The sequence below is a fragment of the Breoghania corrubedonensis genome (genome assembly GCF_003053845.1).
Classification (GTDB): Bacteria; Pseudomonadota; Alphaproteobacteria; order Rhizobiales; family Stappiaceae; genus Breoghania; species Breoghania corrubedonensis.
Map to the genome: position 1 here is coordinate 300,104 of NZ_QAYG01000004.1, position 20,619 is coordinate 320,722.

General features: G+C 65.1%; 17 protein-coding genes. 9 read left to right on the forward strand and 8 right to left on the reverse strand.

Translation table 11 applies throughout. The annotated features are described in order from the left end of the window. The first annotated feature begins 228 nt into the window (after positions 1 to 228). From C8N35_RS13545 to C8N35_RS13585, 9 genes are all read left to right on the forward strand, one after another. Complete coding sequence (locus C8N35_RS13545; protein ID WP_107990228.1) at positions 229 to 1,065, forward strand: MurR/RpiR family transcriptional regulator; 837 nt, start codon at positions 229 to 231, stop codon at positions 1,063 to 1,065. A 364-nt stretch (positions 1,066 to 1,429) separates the two neighbouring features. Continuing rightward, positions 1,430 to 3,805, forward strand: a complete 2,376-nt coding sequence (locus C8N35_RS13550; protein WP_107990229.1) for a molybdopterin-dependent oxidoreductase — start codon at positions 1,430 to 1,432, stop codon at positions 3,803 to 3,805. A 434-nt stretch (positions 3,806 to 4,239) separates the two neighbouring features. Beyond that, a complete protein-coding gene (locus C8N35_RS13555) occupies positions 4,240 to 5,871 on the forward strand; it encodes an ABC transporter substrate-binding protein (protein ID WP_107990230.1) in 1,632 nt (543 codons plus the stop codon). Between the two features lie 258 nt (positions 5,872 to 6,129). Further along, entirely contained in the window at positions 6,130 to 7,149 is a 1,020-nt protein-coding gene (locus C8N35_RS13560) for an ABC transporter ATP-binding protein (protein ID WP_107990231.1), read from the forward strand. Next, positions 7,146 to 8,135 carry an ABC transporter ATP-binding protein gene (locus tag C8N35_RS13565; protein WP_107990232.1) on the forward strand — a complete coding sequence of 330 codons (990 nt, stop codon included), beginning with the start codon at positions 7,146 to 7,148 and terminating at the stop codon, positions 8,133 to 8,135. The genes C8N35_RS13560 and C8N35_RS13565 overlap by 4 nt, the downstream gene beginning before the upstream one ends. 100 nt (positions 8,136 to 8,235) lie before the next feature. Then, on the forward strand, positions 8,236 to 9,162 hold the full coding sequence (locus C8N35_RS13570; RefSeq protein WP_107990233.1) for an ABC transporter permease: 927 nt from the start codon (positions 8,236 to 8,238) through the stop codon (positions 9,160 to 9,162). Positions 9,163 to 9,172: 10 nt separating this feature from the next. After that, positions 9,173 to 10,087, forward strand: coding sequence for an ABC transporter permease (locus C8N35_RS13575; protein WP_107990234.1), 915 nt, complete (start codon positions 9,173 to 9,175; stop codon positions 10,085 to 10,087). A 99-nt stretch (positions 10,088 to 10,186) separates the two neighbouring features. Next, positions 10,187 to 10,945, forward strand: a complete 759-nt coding sequence (locus C8N35_RS13580; RefSeq protein WP_107990235.1) for a glycerophosphodiester phosphodiesterase family protein — start codon at positions 10,187 to 10,189, stop codon at positions 10,943 to 10,945. Then, complete coding sequence (locus C8N35_RS13585) at positions 10,942 to 11,670, forward strand: glycerophosphodiester phosphodiesterase family protein (RefSeq protein WP_107990236.1); 729 nt, start codon at positions 10,942 to 10,944, stop codon at positions 11,668 to 11,670. The genes C8N35_RS13580 and C8N35_RS13585 overlap by 4 nt, the downstream gene beginning before the upstream one ends. Before the next feature lie 380 nt (positions 11,671 to 12,050). Here the strand turns inward: C8N35_RS13585 and C8N35_RS13590 are convergent, their stop codons facing one another. The 8 genes from C8N35_RS13590 to cydB all read right to left on the reverse strand — a co-directional run bounded on the left by C8N35_RS13590 (position 12,051) and on the right by cydB (position 20,617). Continuing rightward, positions 12,051 to 12,707 carry a cytochrome b/b6 domain-containing protein gene (locus C8N35_RS13590; RefSeq protein ID WP_107990237.1) on the reverse strand — a complete coding sequence of 219 codons (657 nt, stop codon included), beginning with the start codon at positions 12,705 to 12,707 and terminating at the stop codon, positions 12,051 to 12,053. Continuing rightward, positions 12,700 to 14,433, reverse strand: coding sequence for a tetrathionate reductase family octaheme c-type cytochrome (locus C8N35_RS13595; protein ID WP_107990238.1), 1,734 nt, complete (start codon positions 14,431 to 14,433; stop codon positions 12,700 to 12,702). Before C8N35_RS13595 ends, C8N35_RS13590 begins: the two co-directional genes overlap by 8 nt. A 149-nt stretch (positions 14,434 to 14,582) precedes the next feature. After that, positions 14,583 to 14,828 (reverse strand): hypothetical protein, encoded by a 246-nt coding sequence (locus tag C8N35_RS23690; protein WP_146177403.1) that lies wholly within the window; start codon positions 14,826 to 14,828, stop codon positions 14,583 to 14,585. 192 nt (positions 14,829 to 15,020) lie between these two features. After that, the gene (locus C8N35_RS13600; protein ID WP_107990239.1) at positions 15,021 to 15,725 is read right to left on the reverse strand and encodes a Crp/Fnr family transcriptional regulator; all 705 of its coding nucleotides are present in this window, start codon (positions 15,723 to 15,725) and stop codon (positions 15,021 to 15,023) included. A gap of 39 nt (positions 15,726 to 15,764) precedes the next feature. Next, positions 15,765 to 17,459, reverse strand: a complete 1,695-nt coding sequence (gene cydC / locus C8N35_RS13605) for a thiol reductant ABC exporter subunit CydC (RefSeq protein WP_107990240.1) — start codon at positions 17,457 to 17,459, stop codon at positions 15,765 to 15,767. Beyond that, positions 17,456 to 19,162: a thiol reductant ABC exporter subunit CydD gene (cydD, locus tag C8N35_RS13610; protein ID WP_107990241.1), complete on the reverse strand. Its 1,707-nt coding sequence runs from the start codon at positions 19,160 to 19,162 to the stop codon at positions 17,456 to 17,458. Before cydD ends, cydC begins: the two co-directional genes overlap by 4 nt. A gap of 153 nt (positions 19,163 to 19,315) precedes the next feature. Further along, the gene (cydX, locus tag C8N35_RS13615) at positions 19,316 to 19,435 is read right to left on the reverse strand and encodes a cytochrome bd-I oxidase subunit CydX (RefSeq protein WP_107990242.1); all 120 of its coding nucleotides are present in this window, start codon (positions 19,433 to 19,435) and stop codon (positions 19,316 to 19,318) included. A gap of 27 nt (positions 19,436 to 19,462) precedes the next feature. Further along, the gene (cydB, locus tag C8N35_RS13620; protein WP_107990243.1) at positions 19,463 to 20,617 is read right to left on the reverse strand and encodes a cytochrome d ubiquinol oxidase subunit II; all 1,155 of its coding nucleotides are present in this window, start codon (positions 20,615 to 20,617) and stop codon (positions 19,463 to 19,465) included. Between the last annotated feature and the right edge of the window lie 2 nt (positions 20,618 to 20,619).

The following is a 20,619-nucleotide window of genomic DNA, read 5'->3' on the forward strand; positions in this document are numbered from 1 at the left end:
GGGAAATTCGGGAGCAACCCGTATCCGTGTCACTTGCTCCCCTCTCCCCCTTGTGGGGGAGAGGTCAAGCTTCCGCGTGACGGAGGGGTAAACGCCGCTTGCCCCCGAACCTGCCGCAAGCCGCTCCTGCCCTCCTGCTCCCTCCCGATCGGCATTTCCCCCCGGCGCCGGCATGTTCTAGTCTTGCGCGAACAACACAACCCAGCGATTCCCGGGGAGGAATGGCCCGTGGCAGACACGCACGCGACGGACCGCCGGCATGATGATACGGCGCACACGCCCTTCGGCAAGGACGTGATCCTGCGCGTGCGCGCCGAAATCGACACCATGCCCGATGCCCTGTCGCGCATCGGCAAGTACATCGTCGACAATCCGGAAAAGGCGGTGCGCTCCTCCGTCGCCGAACTCGCGCTGCATTCGACCAGCGGCGAGGCGAGCGTTGTGCGGTTCTGCCGGCATCTGGGCTATGACGGGTTTCGCGACCTGAAACTGGCGCTCGCTGCCGATATCGCCTACCGGGACCACGCGCGCGCCGCCCACGGCGCCGACCCGCAGAGCGAACTCGGTATTCTGGAGGCGCGCCTGTCGGATTCAATCGTCGCCACGCGCAAGCTGCTCGATCCCCTCAGCCTGCGGCACGCCGCCGAACGGCTTCTGGCAAGCCGGCGGATCGACATCTTCGGCGCCGGCGTCTCCGGCATCGTCGCGCAGATGCTGGCCTATCGTCTGCTGCGGCTCGGCCTTGTCGCCCAGGCCTTCCAGGATCCCACTCTCGCGCACGAGATCACCAATGGCGTGGATGCCACCTCCACCGCCATCGGCGTCAGCGAGATGGGCCTGACCAGCGACACGGTGAACTTCCTCGCCGGCCATCGTGCGGCCGGCGCCTTCACGATCCTGCTGACCGCACGCCCCAACAGCCCCGCCGCCAACAAGGCCGACATCCTGCTCCATGCCGCAGCTCTCTCCCCGCCGCCCACCGGCGGCGAGGTCGGCGCCTCGATCGCCAAGATCTTCCTCGTCGAAGCGCTGGCCGAAGCGATTCAGGAGCTCCGCGCCAGTTGATCGGCCGCCGCCCCCAGGCCCCGCCCGCTCTGCTCAAACGGGCAGATCCCCCCTTGCGGCATTGCTTCGACCAAGACTGCCCCTACGACACCTTCTCACGATAGTCTTATAACTTATCACTTTAGTTAAAGACAAAACTTATGGTCACTTGTTCTTTTAAACTTTTAAATCAAGAATTATTCTGCCTCGAAGTTTCGTAGCTCGAACAATTCGAAACAGACATTCCTTTAATTCATGCCAGAAGAATACGATTTTTCCTATCCATTGATAATTTTTTTGACTTGGATCATTTGAATTTCCGATTCCAATTCTACCATGGTGCCTGACCGACAAGACAAAACTGTGCATCGAGAAAGGTCGAGCCATGCTGAACAGAAGACAGTTCGTGAACCTGATGGCCTCCGGAGCGATCAGCGCGACGATGCTGCCGCATCTCGCCCGCGCCGCGTCCGGCGCCGGCGGGGTCACCGACGGCCGTGTCATCGCCAACACCTGCCTGGGCCCGCTGTGGCTGGTCAAGAAGGACGGCAAGGTCGTTGGCGTCGAAATGCTGAAGCAGCTCGGCCAGCCAGATCCGTTGCTCGAGGCCATGCCCGACCGGCTGTATTCGCGCAGCCGCGTCAAGGCGCCGATGGTTCGCGCGGACTTTTTGAAGAACCGCGAGAAGAGTGACCGCACCCTGCGCGGCACCGGCGATTTCGTCGAGGTCTCGTGGGACGATGCGATCAAGCTGGTCGTCGACGAGATCACCCGCGTGAAGGATACCTACGGCAATGTCGCGCTTCATCGCGGCAAGAGCTCCTGGGCCTCCAACCATGCCCACGTGCACAAGACCGAAGCGATGAACCAGCGCTTCTTCAACCTGGTCGGCGGCTGCACCGCCTTCTTCGGCAACTATTCCAACCAGGCCGTCAACGAGATCATCACGGGCATCGCCTGGGGCGGCACGATGACTGCCAGCGACTGGCCCGGCATCCACAAGAATGCCGAGATGGTCGTCGCCTGGGGCGCCAATCCGCTGGTAACCACGCGCATCCTGTCGGCCCGCAAGAGCACCAAGGGCTGGCTCGACCTGAAGGGCACCGATATCGAGACCGTCGTCATCGATCCGCTACACAACGACACCGCGAAGTATCTCGGTTCGCAGTGGGTTCCGATCGCGCCGAACACCGACGTCGCGCTCGCGCTGGGCATCATGCACACGCTGCTCACCGAGGACCTCTACGACAAGGAATTCGTCCAGAGCCACGCCTTCGGCTTCGATGATTTCGCGGCCTACCTGAAGGGCACGGAAGACGGCACCGAGAAGACGGCAGCCTGGGCCGCCGACATCACCGGCATTCCGGCCGAGACCATCCAGGATCTCGCCCGCAAGATGGCCTCCAAGCGCACCTTCATCGCCAGCGGCTGGTCGACCCAGCGCCAGCACCATGGCGAGCAGACCCCCTGGGCACTCATCGCGCTTGGCTGCATGCTCGGCCAGATCGGCCTTCCCGGCGGCGGCGTCTCTTTCGGCATGCACTATGCCGATGGCGGTTACCCGAAGCCCGACATGCCGGTCATCGGCGGCATGTCGCCGGGCAAGAACCCGGTCGACGTGACCTTCCCGATCGCCGCCTTCGCGGACGTGTTCCTCAATCCGGGCAAGGAGCTGCCCTACAAGGACCGCACCTTCAAGTACCCCGAACTGCGGCTCTCCTACACCTCCGGCGGCAACCAGTACACACACCACCAGGACACGAACCGGCTGATCGAGGCCTACCGTAAGCTGGAGACGGTCATCGTCCAGGAGCCGTGGTGGACGCCGACGGCCCGCTTCGCCGACATCGTCCTGCCGGCGGCCAGCGATCTTGAGCGCAACGATGTCGGCCAGGTGGCGAACCTTGTCCTCGCCTGCCGTCAGGTCGTCGCGCCGCAGCACAAGTCGCGGCCCGACTACGAGATCTTCACCGAGCTCGCCAGCCACTTCGGCGTCGAGGACCAGTACACCGACGGCGGCAAGACCGACACCGACTGGGCCAAGGAGCTCTACGAGGACGCCCGTGGCCGCTCCAAGACGGTCGAGATGCCGGAATTCGACGAATTCTGGAACGGCGAAGGCATCATCGAGTTCCCCGAAGGCAAGGGCGACTTCACCATGCTCGCCGACTACCGCGAGGATCCGTTGCTGAACCCGATGGGCACGGCCACCGGTCTCATCGAGATCACCTCTCCTTACCTGAAGAAGATGAACATCCCGGACTGCCCCGCCCATCCTACCTGGATGGAGCCGGTGGAATGGCGCCGGAGCAAGGAGGCGGCCGACTATCCGCTGCAGCTCGTCTCCGCGCACCCACCGCACCGCCTGCACTCGCAGATGGACAACGCCCACGACACCACGAACTACAAGATCAACGATCGCGAGCCGATGATGATCAACTCCACGGACGCCGCCGATCGCGGCATCGCGGATGGGGATGTGGTGCGCGTGTTCAACGGTCGCGGCCAGACGCTCGCCGCCGCCGTCATCTCCGACGACATCTCGGTGGGCTCGGTCGTCCTTCACGAAGGTGCCTGGTATGACCCGGCAGAACCCGGCAAGACCGGCTCGCTCGACAAGGAAGGCTCGCCCAACATCCTGACGCGCGACCTGCCGCTCTCCTCCGGCTACGGCCAGGCGACGATTGCCGAAACCGCGATCGTCCAGGTGGAGAAGTACTCGGGCGAAGTCCCGAAGGTCACCGCCTACGACGGCGTGTGATCACGACCGGAAGGCGCCTGCCGCCTCCCGATCAAGGCTGAAAAGTCGAGGCCCCGGGCAATCCCCGGGGCCTTTTCTTTTGCGCGCACCGCCTTTCCGGTCTCTCCGGCGCATTCCCCTTTGCCCGTTCATCACCCTGCCATGCAACGGCGCCATTCTGCCCCCGTCCCCCGCACGCTCCGTCTCCGGTGCAAAACTCCATTTCCTGTCACACGTGTGAAATATTGCTCCATTACCAGCAGGGACGGTCCTTCCGCTCCGCCTGTCGATGCACTCGACGCGGCTTCGCGGGAGGGATGCCTCACGGATTTTTCCGCTCCCGGCCCTCTGTCGGGACCGATCGTCGCCAAGCCCCGCGCCCGTCCGTTCCGCAGACGGCGCGCGATCTCACGTCGAGCCGGTTGCTCGAACCGCTCAAGAGGAGCTGCTGCACCATGATTCTCACCCGCCGCAATCTGTTGAAGAGCGGAGCCGCGATGGGCGGCGCGCTCGCCCTGCCCCGTTTCGCCATTGGCCAGACGAAGCGCCCCTCCATCACCATCGCCGTCCAGCAGGTCTCCAACTCCGCCTCGCTGGAGCCCTTGCGCGAGCAGTCGAACGTCGGCACGCGCATCTTCGCCACAATCTACGACCGGCTGATCAACCAGGACCTGCCGCGCTCGCTCGACACGGTGCCGGGACTTGCGGAAAGCTGGGAGCGGATCGACCACCGCACGGTGGAGCTGAACCTTCGCCAGGGCGTGAAGTTCCACAACGGCGATGAGCTGACCGCCGACGACGTGGTCTTCTCCTTCGGCGCGGAACGCATGTTCGGCGAGGGCTATGTCGCCGACTCCAACGCCACGCTGTTCACCAACGTGCTGGTGCGCGACAACGTGAAGGGCAAGGAGCTGCCGGCCGAAGTCGTCGCGGTCGCCAAGCGCAACTGGCCCTCCATCGAGCGCGTCGAATCCGTTTCTAAATACAAGGTCCGCTTCGTCAACAAGACGCCGGACGTCACCATGGAAGGCCGCATGGCCCGCATGGGTTCGGAGATCGTTTCCCAGCGCGGCTTCTCGGAAGCCGAGAGTTGGCTGGAATGGTCGCGCAAGCCCGTCGGCACCGGCCCCTACATGGTGGAGGAGTTCATCCCCGACCAGAAGCTGGTACTGCGCGCCCATGACGAGTACTGGGGTGGCCGCCCGCCGGTCGAGAAAATCACCATGCTGGTGGTGCCGGAAGTCGCCTCGCGTGTGAACGGCCTCTATTCCGGCGAGTTCGATTTCATCTGCGACATGCCGCCCGACCAGATCGACGGCATCGAATCCCATGCCGCCTTCGAGGTGCAGGGCGGGCTGATCCCGAACCACCGCCTGACCGTCTTCGACAAGCACCATCCCCAGCTCGTCGATCCGCGCATCCGCCGGGCCATGACGCATGCCATCGACCGCCAGCTGATCGTCGACAGCATCTGGTCCGGCCGCACCCGCGTTCCCGCCGGCCTGCAGTGGGAGTTCTACGGCCCGATGTTCATCGAGGGCTGGACGGTTCCCGAATACGACGTCGAAAAGGCCCGCCAGCTCGTCAAGGACGCCGGCTACAAGGGCGATCCGATCCCCTACCGCCTGCTCAACAACTACTACACCAACCAGGTCGCGACCGGTCAGATCCTGGTCGAGATGTGGCGCCAGGCGGGTCTCAACGTCGAGATCCAGATGAAGGAAAACTGGCAGCAGATCTTCGACCAGTCCACCCAGCGCGGCGTGCGCGACTGGTCGAACTCCGCCCCCTTCAACGACCCCATCTCCTCCATCGTCAACCAGCACGGCCCCAACGGCCAGCAGCAGCAGGCCGGCGAATGGAGCAACGAGGAGATGAACAAGCTGTCGGGCATGATGGAAGTCGAAACCGACATGGCCAGGCGCAAGGCCCAGTTCAAGCGCATGCTGGAGATCTGCGAGCGTGAGGACCCGGCCTACACCGTGCTGCACCAGAACGCGACGTTCACGGGCAAGCGCAAGGACATCCAGTGGAAGGCGGCCCCGTCATTCGCCATGGATTTCCGGCAGGGCAACTTCGCGATCTGAGCGCGACCAACCGGGACCGGCATAAAGCCGGCCCCTTCACCTCTCCCATAGTAGGGAGAGGTCGACGCGCAGCATCGGATGAGGGGTATCGGGTCTTCCGTATCCCGAGAACTCAACTCCCCTCACCCCCACCCTCTCCCCACGGGAGAGGGGGCGGATACGGTCAATTCCGCGACCACGGCACACGACCATCGCACAACCGACGAGCCGACCATTCCGCCGGCCCCACCTCTCTTCACCATAGACAAGGACGCCGCCATGGAACCCCTGGTCTCGATCCGCAATCTCACCGTCGATTTCGATCTCGGCCGCCGCGTCTCGCGCGCGCTGCGCGGCGTCGATCTCACCATCGGGCGCGGCGAGGCTGTCGGTCTCGTGGGGGAGTCCGGCTGCGGCAAGTCCATCACCTGGCTCGGCATTCTCGGGCTTCTGGGCGGCCGGGCGAAGGTCCATGGCGAAGCGTGGCTCGATGGCCGCAACCTCGTCGGCGCGCCTGTCAGCGAGCTTGAACGTGTGCGCGGCAAGCGCATCGCGCTGATCTTTCAGGACCCCTCCTCCAGCCTGAACCCGGTCCACCGCATCGGCCGGCAACTTACCGAGGCCCTGAAGCTTCATCGCGGGCTCTCCGGCGCAGAAGCAAAGGCGGAGGCCCTGCGGCTTCTCGACCGCGTCGGCATTCCCGCCGCCCGCCAGCGCATGAACGACTACCCCCACCAGCTTTCCGGCGGAATGAACCAGCGCGTGATGATCGCCATGGCGCTCGCCGGCGAGCCGGACCTTCTCGTCGCCGACGAGCCGACGACGGCGCTCGACGCCACCATCCAGGCCCAGATCCTCGACCTGCTGCGCGAGATCCGCGAAGACAGCAACATGGCCATGGTGCTGATCTCGCACGACCTCGGCGTCGTCGCGGAAAACACCGACCGGGTCGCCGTCATGTATGCAGGTCGCATCGTCGAGCAGGCTCCCAACAATCTCCTCTTTGAACGCCCGCGCCATCCCTACACACGTGGCCTGCTCAACGCGCTGCCCGATCTGGAAGGCCCGCGCGAGCCGCTCACCGCAATTCCCGGCTCCGTGCCCGAACCGTGGAACCACCCCGCCGGCTGCGCCTTCGCGCCACGCTGCGACCATGCCCACGGCGCCTGCCATTCCGAAATTCCCTCCCTTGCGCGGCGAGACGGGCACCACCTGTCGGCCTGCCTGCGCACAGAAGAGATGCTCGGCCACATGCTCGATGACGTGTCGGACCGCGAACCGGCCCGGAGCTACGCATGAACGATCTTCTGCAAGTCGATGATCTAGCCTGCCATTTCTCCGTGCGCCGCGACCACGGTTTTCCTGCCAGACGTGTCCCGTTGAAGGCGGTCGACGGCGTTTCCTTCTCGCTTGCCGCCGGACGCACGCTCGCGCTTGTCGGGGAAAGCGGCTGCGGCAAATCCACCACCGCCAAGGCGGTTCTCGGCCTCACCCACAAGACCGGCGGCGATGTCCTGTTCAAGGGCGCGCCGCTGCCAAAGGCCGGCACGCGCGAATGGCGCCGGCAGCGCCAGGACATGCAGCTCGTCTTCCAGGATCCGCTGGCAGCCCTTGACCGGCGCCTTCCCATCGGCCGGCAGATCGAGGAACCGCTCCATATCCATGGTGTCGACGACAAGGCGCAGCGCCGCGAGACCGTCACCCGCATCATGACGGCGATCGGCCTCAAGCCGCATCAGGCGGCGAGCTTCCCGCACGAACTGTCCGGCGGCCAGCGCCAGCGCGCCGTGCTTGCCCGCGCGCTTGTGCTGGAACCGTCGCTTCTGGTGCTGGACGAGCCGATTTCCGCGCTCGACGTCTCCATTCAGGCACAGGTGATCAACCTGCTGGTGGAGCTGCAGGAGCGCCTCGGCGTCGCCTATCTGTTCATCAGCCACGACCTGAAGGTGGTGCGCCAGATCAGCCACGAGGTGGCGGTGATGTATCTCGGCCGCATCGTCGAGCACGGCGATCCGGAAACGATCTTCACCGCGCCCGCCCATCCCTATACCCGCGCGCTCGTCTCCGCGATCCCGACGGTCAGGACGACGAAGCGCGAGCGCATCATCCTGTCAGGCGATCCGCCCAACCCGATCGACACCCCGCCGGGCTGCCCCTTCCACACCCGCTGCGCCCAGGCTTTCGAGCGCTGCCGCATCGAACGCCCCGAGCTTGCCTCAACCGGCGACGGCCGCACCGTCGCCTGCCACCTGGCGCACGCACCCGACGTGAGGGCCGTGGCATGAGCGGATCATATGGATTGGTGACAAGCGACAAGAACCGAACGCCGGCCCGATTACCCCACGCCCTGACCCAAAACTCCCGTCCAGCAACGGAACACGCCCGATGATCCGTTTCATTCTCTCGCGCGGCCTGCGGGCCGTGGTGACGATCTTTCTGGTCGTGACCTTCGCCTTCATCGTCCTCAGGCTTTCCGGCGATCCGGCCATGCAGATCCTGTCGGTCGACGCGCCGCCGGAGGCGATCGCGGCGTTTCGCAACGAATGGGGCCTCAACCAGCCGATCTGGCAGCAGTTCCTCGATTATCTCCTCAACGTCCTCCATGGCAATTTCGGCGACAGCATGCGTGAGGGCCGTCCCGCCATGGATATCGTGCTGGAGCATGTCGGCGCGACGCTGATGATCACCCTGCCCGCTCTTGCCCTGAAGATCGTGATCGGCATCCCCGCCGGCATCTACGCCGCCCTTCACCGCAATTCTTTGGCCGACCGCATGACCATGATGATCTCGGTCGCGGGCTTCACGGTGCCGAGCTTCGTGCTGGCGCTGGTGCTGGTGCTGATCTTCTCCGTTCACCTCGGCTGGCTGCCCTCCACCGGCAACGCCACCTGGAAGCACGCGATCCTGCCCATCGTCACGCTGGGCACGGCGGGTGCTGCGATCCTCGCCCGCTTCACCCGCTCCGCCATGCTGGAGGTGCTGGGCCAGTCCTACATCCGCGCGGCCTCCGCCAAGGGGCTGATCTGGCGTCAGGTCGTCACCGGCCACGCGCTGCCCAACGCCGCCATCCCGACCGTCACCATCGTCGGCTTCATGATCGGCTCACTGATCGCCGGTGCGGTGGTGGTGGAAAGCGTCTTTTCGTGGCCCGGAATCGGCTACCTGCTGATTTCGGCGGTCGCCAACCGCGACCTCGCCATCGTGCAGTCGATCCTGCTGCTGATCGCCCTTTGCATGGTCTGCGCCAATCTCGTGGTCGATCTTCTCTACGGCTGGATCGACCCGCGCGTGCGCCTCAGGAGCGCCCATTGAGGATCCACCGATGACCGACACCACAGCCGAAACCGGCGCCCCGGCACCGCGCACCGACCTTCAAGCGGACCCCGTTGCCCGCGGCCCGCTCGCCCGCTTCTTCGAGAACTGGCCACTGAGCGTCCTGCTGGCGCTCGGCTGGGTCTTTGTCGTGCTCGTCGTCGCCATCGGCGCCGATGTCATCGCCCCCTATTCCTATACCGGGCTCGACCTTTCTTCCCGCCTGTCGCCGCCGGTCTTCATGGGCGGATCCTGGGCGCATCTGCTGGGCACCGACGAACTCGGCCGCGACGTCTTCTCCCGCCTCGTGCAGTCGATCCGCATGAGCCTGCTGATCGCCTTCTTCGGCACGATCATAGCGACCACGCTCGGCACCTCGCTCGGCTTCCTCGCCGCCCATTTTCGCGGCAAGGTCGAGGCGCTGGTGCTGATGCTGATCGACTTCCAGGCCTCCATGCCGTTCCTCATCATCGCGCTGGCGGTGCTCGCCTTCTTCGGCAACTCGCTGCCGCTGTTCATCATGCTGATGGGGTTCAACGCCTGGGAGCGCTATGCCCGCATCGCCCGCGGCCTGACGATCTCCGCGCACGAGCAGGGCTACGCGGCGGCCGTGCGCCAGCTCGGCGCCTCGCCGTGGCGGACCTACGGCCACCACATCCTGCCCAACATCGCCTCCACGCTGATCGTCTCCATGACGCTGTCATTCCCCGAAACGATACTGATGGAAAGCGGGCTTTCCTTCCTGGGGTTGGGCGTCCAGCCGCCGATGACCTCGCTCGGCAACATGGTCGGCTACGGGCGCGAATACATCACCCGCGCCAGCTGGATCATGCTCTCGCCGGCCCTTGTCATCGTGCTCACGACGCTCTCGATCTCGATGATCGGCGACTGGCTGCGCGACCGCCTCGACCCGACGCTGCAATAGGCCCGACGCTGCAACAGGGAGGACGCGGAGTGCCCCCCCATAGCCCCTTCCTCAACCTGAATCCCAACCCGAACTCTCCCCGCTAAAGGCAAGAAACAAATGACGGAAATCGTCTCCCATCGCGGCGGCGCCTGGCTCTGGCCGGAAAACAGCCTGATCGCCTTCGAAAACACCACCAAGCTCGCTGTCGAGCAGGTGGAATTCGACGTCCATCCAAGCCGCGACGGCCGGCTCGTCGTCATCCATGACGCCACCCTTGAGCGCACCACCAGCGGCGCGGGGCGCGTCTTCGACCACGACTGGGCCGATCTCAGCCAGCTTGTCCTCAAGGGCGCGAACGGCGGCCGCATGCTGCTGCTCGACGAGGTCATCGAGATCTTCGCGCCGACCGCCATCAACCTGCGTCTGGAACTCAAGGCAGATGCCGACGGCACCCCCTATCCCGGCCTGCCGCAGAAGGTGGCTGAGACCCTGCAGCGCACCGGCATGACGGAGCGCACGGTGGCCACCTCTTTCCAGCTAGGCACCGTCCTCGAGCTCGGCCGGGCGGGCCTCGGCGACAACCGCCTGTGGATCCTCGCGCCGAAGGTCATGACCGATATCGGCGGCATCGCCGGCGTCCTCGATCTGGCGCAAGCGCGCGGCATCACCCGGCTCGGCATCCGTCAGGACATGCTCACCGAGGCAAACCTCGCCGAAGGCCGTGCGCGCGGCTTCCATATCGGCTGCTGGGCCTGCAACGATCCGGCCATCATGCGGCGCATGTTCGATCTCGACGTCGCCGTCTTCACCACCGACCGGCCCGACCTCGCCCTCGCCATCCGCGCCGAGATGAACGACGAAGGAGCTGCTGCATGAGCATGATCATCGGCCATCGCGGCGCGCGTAACCTGTGGCCCGAAAACAGCCTCACGGGCTTCCGAAACCTGCTGGATTTCCCCGTCGAGGGCGTAGAGTTCGACGTTCACCTGACGAAGGCCGGCGAGGTTCTGGTCATCCACGATCCGACATTGGAGCGGACCACCGACGGCACCGGCCGCGTCGCCGATCTCAGCCCCGGTGCCCATCACTCGGTGGTATTGAAGGGCTCCGACGGTGACACCATCCCCACCCTCGACGAGGTTCTGGAAATCTTCGCCGCGACCGATCACGAGATCCACCTGGAACTGAAGACCGACGCCGACAACCTGCCCTATGCCGGCGGGCTGGAGGAACGCGTCCTGGAAGCCATCGACCGCCATGGCGTCGCCGCGCGCACGGTGGTGACGAGCTTTTCCCATGACGTGCTCGCCCGGTTGAAGGAACTGCGCCCCGATCAGCGCCGCCTTGCCTCCATGCACCTGCCGGAGGCAGAGCGGCTGGGGCTGGAACCGGGATTGAGGATGCTTCTGGACCTTGCCGACATCATCGCCATCGAGAAGACGCTTCTTTCCGACAACTGGGCGACGATCATGGCACTGGTGCCCGCCGACCGTCTCGGCGTGTGGACGCCCAACGACGAGGACGAACTCGCCGGCTGGCTGTCCCGCCCGTTGCGCCAGGTGACGACGGACCGCCCGGATCTGGCGCTGAAACGGCGGTAGGACGACGCCTGCTTGCCCGCGAACCGACGCGGTTTCTCTCTCGTCAAGAGACAAGTGGCGCGTTTGCCGGAAAACGCGCCCCGTATCCCGTGCGGATCGATCACGGCATGGATCCCGGCTCGCAGGCCGGGATGACGCTGGAGGGAGTGGTGCAAAAAGACTGGCGTCGTAAGAATGGCGTTAGGCTTTCGCAGCAGGCTCCTTGCCTTTACTCACGCTTCTCGCTCAAGCCCCTCCGCGTCATTGCCCGGCGAAGTCCGGGCAATCCATTGCGGGCACGGTATGCATGGCGAGCGCTGGATCACCCGGACTTCGCCGGGTGATGACGACGGAGAGTTCGCAGGGAAATCTCCGGGGATCATCTGCGGACCGCCCCGCCCTTACCCCTTCAGCCGATACGGCTCGTCAGCCTCCAGATACGCCTCTTCTTCCGGCGAAAGGTCCACCTTCTCCACGCCCGTCACCATCGGCCGCAAGTGCTCGAAGAAGTGGCCGACGGTGAGCAGGTACACGTGCAGCACCACAAAGGACGCGATCAGGTAGCCGGAAATCAGGTGTGCGTTGGCGATCAGCTCCAGCTTCCATGAGGCATCGGCCGTGCCCGGCTGCCAGAAATTGTAGGTGAGATAGGCGATGCCGCTCACCCACATGAGCGGGAACAGCACCAGCTTCAGCGAAAGATAGGCCAGCACCTGCAACGGATTGTGCTTGCGCCAGTAGCCCTTGTGATAGGGCGCCGGCTCGCACTTGAAGACGCCGTAGCCGTAGAACCGTACCATCTTCCACAGGCCTTCGAGCCGAGGGACATAGTGCTTCCACGTCCCCGTCGTCAGGTGCCAGAAGATCGCGAAGACCCACAGCACCATCAGCGCCACCGCGGCGATGGTGTGCAGCGTCACCGCCTGCCCGAAATACAGAAGATGATGCATCCCGTGCAGCCCCAGCCCCGTGAACATCAGCACGAAAATCAGCAGCGCCTGCGCCCAGTGCCAGAACCGCTCGAAGCGCGTGTAGATGTTGACCAGCCGCTCAGCCATGGTTCGTCCTCCTCCCGCAGCGGATCATCCTGACGCCCATGTGTCCCAGAACCCCGGCGATCGAGAACAGCAGGATCGCAAGCCCGATCCTGTTGGCCATCGACATCGGATCGCTGCCGGGAATGTAGATACCGGCGACACCCGCAAGCCGGCCGCCCGGCGAATGGCACTCGCCGCACTTCACCGCGTCCTTCGCGGGCGCCACCATGTGCGTGATCGGCCAGTACATGTGCGTGTCGACGAAGCCGAACTCGCCCGAATAGGGCGCGCCCACATAATCCATCGCCGCCTTGATCGACTTCGCCCAGTCGAAATTTGTCCAGAAGGCGCTCGCCGTCTCCGGCCCGTAGACGTGGTTGTAGACGAGGTGGTTGAGCTTGGCGTCATAGGCCTGCCGCCCCTCCATCCGCTTGAAAGGCCAGATGCGGGCATTCGGGTCGTTGGCCGAACCGGCGATGGAGTTGATCTCCACCACCTTCGTCGGATCGATCACGTCGGAGGCCAGCGTGTAGCTGACCTCGCCGTTGAACCAGGCGTAATAGGGCACGACGTTCTCGCCCCATTTGAAGTCGCCCTTGGTGGAGAGATACGTGTGCAGCCGCTTGCCGTCAGACTGGACGAACTCTTCCTCGTGATAGGGCTTGCCGTCTTTCAGCTTGCCCGCGCTCGACCAGTCCCAGAAGGTCTTGGTGGCGACCCCACCGCGCGCGAATTCCGGAATGTGACAGGTCTGGCAGGCCACGCGGTCGGTGTGGTCGTTGAGCTTCGCCGCGATCAGCGATGAGCCCTTATGCGGCGTCGTGCCATGACAGGATTCGCAGGTCGCCGCATCGCGCGGCGCGCCGGGTCGCCCGCCCGTGCCCTTGGTGTCCTTGGCCGCGACGTCGTAGCGGCTGCCCGCCGTCTTGTGGCCGTGGGTGACGTGGCAGGTGGAGCAGGTGAAATCGCCCCCCTCCTTCGACATGTGAACGTCGACGGAGTGATCCGGATCGATCAGCACGGAGGAGAGATCGCCGTGCTTCACGTTGTCCCCGCCGCCGCCGTAGAAATGGCACTGGCCGCAATTCTCCCGACCCGGCAGCCTCACGCTCTGCGCCGCCGTGGCGAGGTCGATCGGCACGGCCGTCTCGCCCGTGATCGTCTTGGCGCCCTCCTTCAAGGGAGCGACCGCCGGGTCGCCCGCCTGATTGTCGAGCTTGGCGTAGGTGCCCTTGTCGGCATGACAGGCGAGACAATCGACCGCCGTCTCGTCGTTGGGCGGCGGCTCCTTCATGTTGTCCCAGCCGTAGCCCGCATGGCAACTCGTGCAGCGCGGCTCGTTGGCGGCGACATTGCCGCAAAAGGCGTTGATGACGTTGCGCTTGCCGAGTTGCTGACCGGTGCCGGGATGCGCGGTGTCCCACGTCCAGTGGAGCGAATCCATCACATGGCGCGAGGCTTCCGTATGGCATTTCAGGCAGGCCCTTGTGACCTCCCGCCCGCTTGCGAACGGCTGCTTCAGGATCTGGAAGGTCGAATGATCCGCGGTGCTGTCGGAAGCCTTGACGGGCGCCTTGCTGCCCACCGGTTCCTGCGCACCGGCCGCCGCGCTCAACACGATCGCGAGACAGAACACCAGAGCCGTCGCCAACGGCAGGAATGTAAGGCCTTGCGGATACCGCGCGACCTTGTCCCGGGCCTGCGTCGACGGGCGTGGGGGAAACAACGGGGGCTTTTCATATTTCATCTGCGATACACCGTCCTGTCGGCCAATCGGACGACGCCGCCCCACGCGCGGTTCCTCACCGGCGGTGCGCGTCCGTCTCGACGGGCTTTGTGAAATCGGCCTGGCGCGGCGCCCCTGCGCATTCGGCAAGGGCCGAGGTTCGCCGGCGCTCAGTCGGGCACGTCACCCGGCGCGGGCTCCACAACGGAAACCGGATCACTGGCAGGAAAGGTCTCCCGCAGCGCCTCGTCGAGATTTGCCTGGGCCTGCGCACATCGAGCGACGCGCGCCTTCGTTTCGGCACAGGCCAGGTTTTCGACGCGCACGAGCCCCATTGACCGGCGCTCCCGTACATCGCGCGGCGCAGTTCCGGTATGACCCGGATTGCCCGTCCCGTGCTCCACTGTGGTGTTCATGATGCTTCCTCCCCGGAATTGCGCATACGACAGGTGCTCCTCCCGGGAAAAGACTTCCCGCCACCTTTTTGTGAGAAGACCACATGCGTCAGCGCAGCGCATTGAACATTATCAATGCTACCGGAGAGATAAGAACATTGCGCCACAAAAAGAATGTATTCGCGCGGCGGACGCACGGGAAACGCACATCCGTTACATGCCGACAAGCCGCCGCAGGTTGGGCGTATCGCAGAGAAACTGGTTGGGCCTCGGCTCGGAAATGAAGCCCTTGCGCTTCAGTTCCGCCATGGTGCGGCTCGCGGTCTCCGTCGTCAGCCCCAGCAGCGCGCCAAGATCCTCGCGGCTGAAGAGCTCACAGCGCTCGTCGTCTTCCTTTTCGGAAAGCCACAGCAGCAGCCGCACCACCCGGTCACGGGCCGAGCCGGTGGAGAATTCGGTAATCCAGCGATCCGCGGTCCCCACCGCGTGGTGCCAGCGCGTCATCAGTTCGTTGAAGAGCCGGCTGTTGGCATGCGAGAGCGTACGCACCACATCGACCGGCAGCCGGCAGACTTCGGTATCGCGCAAGGCGGTCGCGGTGTGGGGGTATTCCTCGTCGATCATCGCCTCCAGGCCGAACAGGTCGGTCTTGCGCAGGAGGCGGACGATGCGGGCGGTGCCGTCCGGCAGATATTGCGTCAGCTTGACGAGCCCGCTGCGGATTGTGAACAGCGTCGCGGCCTGATCGCCCGTGTCGTAGATGCGCGCGCCGGCCCGATAGGTGATCTGATCGATCGGCCGGTGAAGGTGCGAAAAGTCCTCCTCCGTCAATCCGGAAAACAACACCGCATCGCGGATGACGCAATGCCGGCAATCCGCCACCCCTGTCCAGGCTTCCCCGACCTCTACCCGCTTCACCGTCTGTCCCCCTCCGGCGGCTCACCCGCATGCCGCCACCTACGTTCGCCGAAAGACCTCGCCCGGAGCACCCCGCTCAACGATCCGCCCCGCTTCCAGCACGATGACCTCGTCCATCAGCTCAAGACAGGCGTGACTGTGGGTGATGAGAAGCACCCCGCGCTCGCGCGTCGCCTCCAGCACACCCTCAAGTACTCTTTCCTCGGTCTCCGGGTCCAGTCCTTCCGTCGGTTCGTCGAGAATGAGGAAGGGCGCATCCTTCAGCAAAGCGCGCGCAAGCCCGAGCCGCCGCCCCTGACCGCCGGACACCTTGGCCCCGTGCGCGCCCACATAGGTATCGAAACCGTCGGGCTGTTCCTTGATAAAATCGAGAATACCCGCAAGGGCGCAGGCCTGATCTATCCGGCCCCGGGAAACGGCAGGGTCCGCCAGACGAAGATTGTCATCGATGGTCGTCGAAAACAAGTGATCCGACTGCGCCAGAACCGCGAACCGCCGCCGCAGCGCCTCTGGTTCGAAGCGTTCCACCGGTTGCCCGGCGAACCCGATTTTCCCTTCGCTTGCGGCACGATAACGCAGGGCGAGCGAGACGAGGCTGGACTTGCCCGATCCACTCGGTCCGACGATCGCGATCCGCTTGCCCGGTCGAAGCGTGAAGCTGACATCGCTGAGCGCCGCAGCCCCCGCCCCCGGATAGGTGAAGCCGACATTTTCGAAGGTCAGAGCCCCGGTTTCCGGCACGCTTTCGGGCATGGCGACAGCCGGCACCGGGGGGGCCCGGTCGGCAAGCGAGAAGATCCGCCGGGCCGAGGCGAGGAACCCGGGAAGCGTCTGCATAGCGACGGGCAGCGGTCCCACCACTTCGAACAACGCCAGCCCCATCAGCGCCAGCATGACAAGATCGGGCCCGCCAAGCGTGCCCGCGGCAATCTGCGGTCCGCCGATGGCGATCACCGCAACCAGCGCCAGGTTCGCGCAAAGCCCGACGCCTGCCGACGCGAGACCCGCAAGGCTCGCGACCTTGCGTTCGTCATCGATCAGCGCGTCGCTCGTCTCCAGCACGGCGGCGCGGTGGCGATGACCGGGATCGTAGATGTCGAGTTCGGCGCGCGCCTCCAGATGCTCCACCAGCAGCGCGTTGAGATCGGAGGAATTGGCGGTCACCCGGCGCGCGGATGGCGCGCTCAGCCGGCCGACGAGAAGCGGCAGAACAAGGCCGGCGGCAAAGGCCAGCACCGCAAGGGCCATGGCGATGGCCGCGTCGTGAAAGGCGGCATAGGCGATGCCGATGCCGATCACGATGACCGCGACCACCATGGGCTGGAGAATGCGCAGGAAGGCGAATTCCAGCCGGTCGATATCGCCGCGCAGCCGTGTCATCAGATCGCCGCTGCGTTCGTCCTCCAGCGCGGCGGGCGCCAGCGGTTCCAGCCGGCCGAAGAGCCAGGGCCTGAGGCTCGCGACAAACTTCAGCGTCGCCTCGTGCCCCACCAGTCGCTCCACATAGCGCCCGCCTGTGCGCACGATGGCGAAGGCGCGGATCATCGCGGCCGGCGTGAAGTAGTTCATGGAGACGCCTGCAAGGCCCGCCGCCGCCATCGCGGTGATGAACCAGCCCGATGTCGCCATCAGCGCCACGTGGGCGAGTGTCGCCAGCGCGGCAAGCGCGATGGAAAGCGCCATCCAGCCGGCCTGCGGCCGCATCAGCCGGAGAACCCGAAGAAAGTCCTTCACGGGGCGACCTCCTCTTCCGCGATCCCGGCAGGGTCCGCGAGCCGGCCGGCACGAAGCCCGACCACCCGGCCCGCCTGCTCGATCGTTGCCCGTCGGTGCGCGACCATCAGCGCCGTGCGCCCCGGCAGCAAACGCGCGATCGCAGCCTGTACCCGCGCCTCGCTGTCGCGATCCAGATGGGCCGTCGGCTCGTCCAGCACGATCACCGGCGCATCGCGGTAGAAGGCGCGCGCCAGCGCCAGCCGGTGCGCCTCGCCGCCAGAAAGCCCCGCGCCGCCTTCGCCGATACGTGTGTCAAATCCATCGGGCAAACGCGCGATGACATCGAAAAGATCGGCCTGCCGCGCGGCTTTCTCCAGCCGCTCCATGTCCGGCGTATCGTCCTGTGGCGCGATATTGGCGGCGAGCGTCCCCGACAGGATCCGCGGGGCCTGTGGCACATAGCCGATCATGCTCCGCCATTCGGCCATGTCGAGCGCACCAAGCGCGACACCGTTGACGCGCACGCGCCCGGATGTCGGTTGAACGAAGCCCAGCAGCAGATTGAGGAGACTCGATTTTCCACCGCCCGAAGGACCGACGAGCGCAACCGCCTCGCCGGCCGCCACCTGAAAAGAGACCCCGTCAAGCGCGCGGCGTCCGCCCGCGAAGGTCAGTTCCACATCCTCGAACGAAATCGCGATCCGCTCGGGCCGGAACACCGCCTGCGCCCCGCCCGGCTCCGCGAGCGCCGGCACATCCTCAAGCGCCACGATCCCCTCCGCCGCGCCGATCGCCTCCATGCGGGCGTGATAGGCCGTGCCCATCGAGCGCAGCGGCAGATAGAACTCCGGCGCCAGCAGCAGGATGAAAAGCCCCTCGAAATAGCCGATCTCGCCCCACAACAGCCTAAAGCCGACCAGCACCGCGACGATGGCGATGGAAACTGTGGCGAAAAACTCCAGCACCAGGGAGGAGAGGAACGCGATCCTGAGCACCGCCATCGTGTCGCGGCGATAGGCGTCGGCGACCTTCGCCACCTGCTCCGTCATCCGGCGTGCGGCGTTGAAGGCCTTCAGCGTCGCCAGTCCCTGCACCGCATCGAGCAGGTGGCCCGACATACGTTGCAGCCGGCCCCATTGCCGCTGGTTGAGTTTTTCCGCCCCCTCCCCGATCAGGATCATGAAGACGGGAATGAGCGGCGCCGTCACCACAAAAACGAGTGCCGACAGCCAGTCGAACGGCAGCACGACGCAGAATATCGCCAGCGGCAGCAGCGTCGCCATGACGGAAGCGGGGATATAGCGCGAATAATAGGGCTCGATGGCACGTACGCCATCGGCGATCGCGGCGACGGTTTCGCCGGTCTTGCGCTCGGCCAGCCCCACCGGGCCGATCCGTTCCACCCGCGAGATGAGGTGAGCCCTGAGGCTCCGCATGACAACGGCGGCAGCGGAAAAGGCGAAACGATCCGTCGCCCAAACCGCGCCGGCCCGGGCGAGGATCACCGCCGCGAGCAGGACCAGTTCCCGCGTCACATCGGAGAAGGTGCGGCCCCGGAAGATCAGCTCGTCCAGAATGCGCGCAACCAGAAAGCCCTGTGCGATGACGGCGAGCCCCGTCGCCACCGCGAAAGTCAGCGTCAGACGAAGATCGCGCTTCGCGGTCTTCTTGAAGCCTTTCAGGAAGGCGCCCAGCCGTTTGCGATCGGTAGTGATATCGATACCTCCCGACCGTCACTCCGCATCGGGAGCGGGCCGCCTGTCGTAAAGCGACCGCTGGCTCCTCTTGCCCTCAAGGGTTGAGAGGAGCCAGCGGCTCAGCCACGGTCAGTCTGCGCATCCCGCGAAGCGGACGCGCAGATGAGTTTCAAACGCCTACTCCGACCCGTTGCCATTGCGCTGTTCGAAATCATCCTGGAATTCGAACCACATGACATTGATCACGGAGATGCACAAGGCGGCGGTCACGCCCAGGACCCAGGCAAAGTACCACATGATAGCTGTCTACCTCTTCTTGCCCGATCAATAGGCGTTATAGGTGTTGTCTTCGATCTGCTTGACGGTGGTCTTGCCCCACATCTGGTAGTAGCACCAGATCGTGTACAGCAGCACGATCGGCAGGAAGATCACCACCGCCCAGAACATCACCGTCAGCGTCAGGTGAGAGGAAGCGGCGTCCCAGACCGTCAGGCTGGAGTTCGGGTTCGTGCTCGACGGCATGACGAACGGGAACAGCGAAAGCCCCGCCGTGCCGATGACGCCCGTCAGTGCCAGACCGCTGGCGAAGCACCCAAGACCCGGCCGGCGCACGCGCGACAGCATCCACACCAGCAACGGCGCCAGCAGCCCCAGCGCCGGCACCACCATGGTGATCGGCATGGTGCGGTAGATGTCGAACCAGGCGCCCGGCGCCCTGACGACTTCCTTGGCGAGCGGGTTGGGCATTGCGTTCAGGTCCGGCTGCGACACGATCCGGAAACCGTCGATGCCAAGATAGACCCACACGCCGCCAACGAGAAAGAGCACTGTCACGATCGGGGCCAGCAGGCCGACGGCCGCTCTGGCCCGCTCCGCGATCACGCCCTCGGTGCGCAGCTGAAGCCACAACCCGCCGTGCATCGCCACCATGCAGACACTGAGGATGCCGGCGAGCAATGCGAACGGGTTGAGCAGCGGCAGCAGCGCCCAGATGAAGGTGTGGTCGTAGTGCGGCTTGAGGAAGGTATCGAGGTGGAAAGGTATACCCTGCAGCAGGTTGCCAAAGGCGACCCCGAAAATCAGCGCCGGCACCAGCCCTCCGACGAACAGGCCCCAGTCCCAGGTGGAGCGCCAGCGCGGGTCCTGCACCTTGGAACGATAGTCGAAGCCCACGGGACGCAGGAACAGCCCGGCCAGTACCAGGAACATCGCCAGGTAGAAGCCGGAAAACGCCGCCGCGTAGACGGCCGGCCAGGCGGCGAAGATGGCGCCGCCGGCCGTGATCAGCCACACCTGGTTACCGTCCCAGTGCGGCGCCACAACATTGATGACGACACGGCGTTCGGTGTCCGACTTGCCGAGAAACGGCAACAGGATGCCCACGCCCATATCCATGCCATCGGTGACGGCAAAGCCGATCAGGAGCGCGCCGATCAGTACCCACCAGACCAGCTTTAAGGTTTCATAGTCGAGCAGCATAG

Excerpts from the sequence above, each read along its gene's own strand:
- C8N35_RS13550 (WP_107990229.1), top strand. The coding sequence starts at position 1,430 with ATGCTGAACAGAAGACAGTTCGTGAACCTGATGGCCTCCGGAGCGATC.
- C8N35_RS13555 (WP_107990230.1), top strand. The coding sequence starts at position 4,240 with ATGATTCTCACCCGCCGCAATCTGTTGAAGAGCGGAGCCGCGATGGGC.
- C8N35_RS13560 (WP_107990231.1), top strand. The coding sequence starts at position 6,130 with ATGGAACCCCTGGTCTCGATCCGCAATCTCACCGTCGATTTCGATCTC.
- C8N35_RS13565 (WP_107990232.1), top strand. The coding sequence starts at position 7,146 with ATGAACGATCTTCTGCAAGTCGATGATCTAGCCTGCCATTTCTCCGTG.
- C8N35_RS13570 (WP_107990233.1), top strand. The coding sequence starts at position 8,236 with ATGATCCGTTTCATTCTCTCGCGCGGCCTGCGGGCCGTGGTGACGATC.
- C8N35_RS13575 (WP_107990234.1), top strand. The coding sequence starts at position 9,173 with ATGACCGACACCACAGCCGAAACCGGCGCCCCGGCACCGCGCACCGAC.
- C8N35_RS13580 (WP_107990235.1), top strand. The coding sequence starts at position 10,187 with ATGACGGAAATCGTCTCCCATCGCGGCGGCGCCTGGCTCTGGCCGGAA.
- C8N35_RS13585 (WP_107990236.1), top strand. The coding sequence starts at position 10,942 with ATGAGCATGATCATCGGCCATCGCGGCGCGCGTAACCTGTGGCCCGAA.
- C8N35_RS13590 (WP_107990237.1), bottom strand. The coding sequence starts at position 12,707 with ATGGCTGAGCGGCTGGTCAACATCTACACGCGCTTCGAGCGGTTCTGG.
- C8N35_RS13595 (WP_107990238.1), bottom strand. The coding sequence starts at position 14,433 with ATGAAATATGAAAAGCCCCCGTTGTTTCCCCCACGCCCGTCGACGCAG.
- C8N35_RS23690 (WP_146177403.1), bottom strand. The coding sequence starts at position 14,828 with ATGAACACCACAGTGGAGCACGGGACGGGCAATCCGGGTCATACCGGA.
- cydX (WP_107990242.1), bottom strand. The coding sequence starts at position 19,435 with ATGTGGTACTTTGCCTGGGTCCTGGGCGTGACCGCCGCCTTGTGCATC.
- cydB (WP_107990243.1), bottom strand. The coding sequence starts at position 20,617 with ATGCTGCTCGACTATGAAACCTTAAAGCTGGTCTGGTGGGTACTGATC.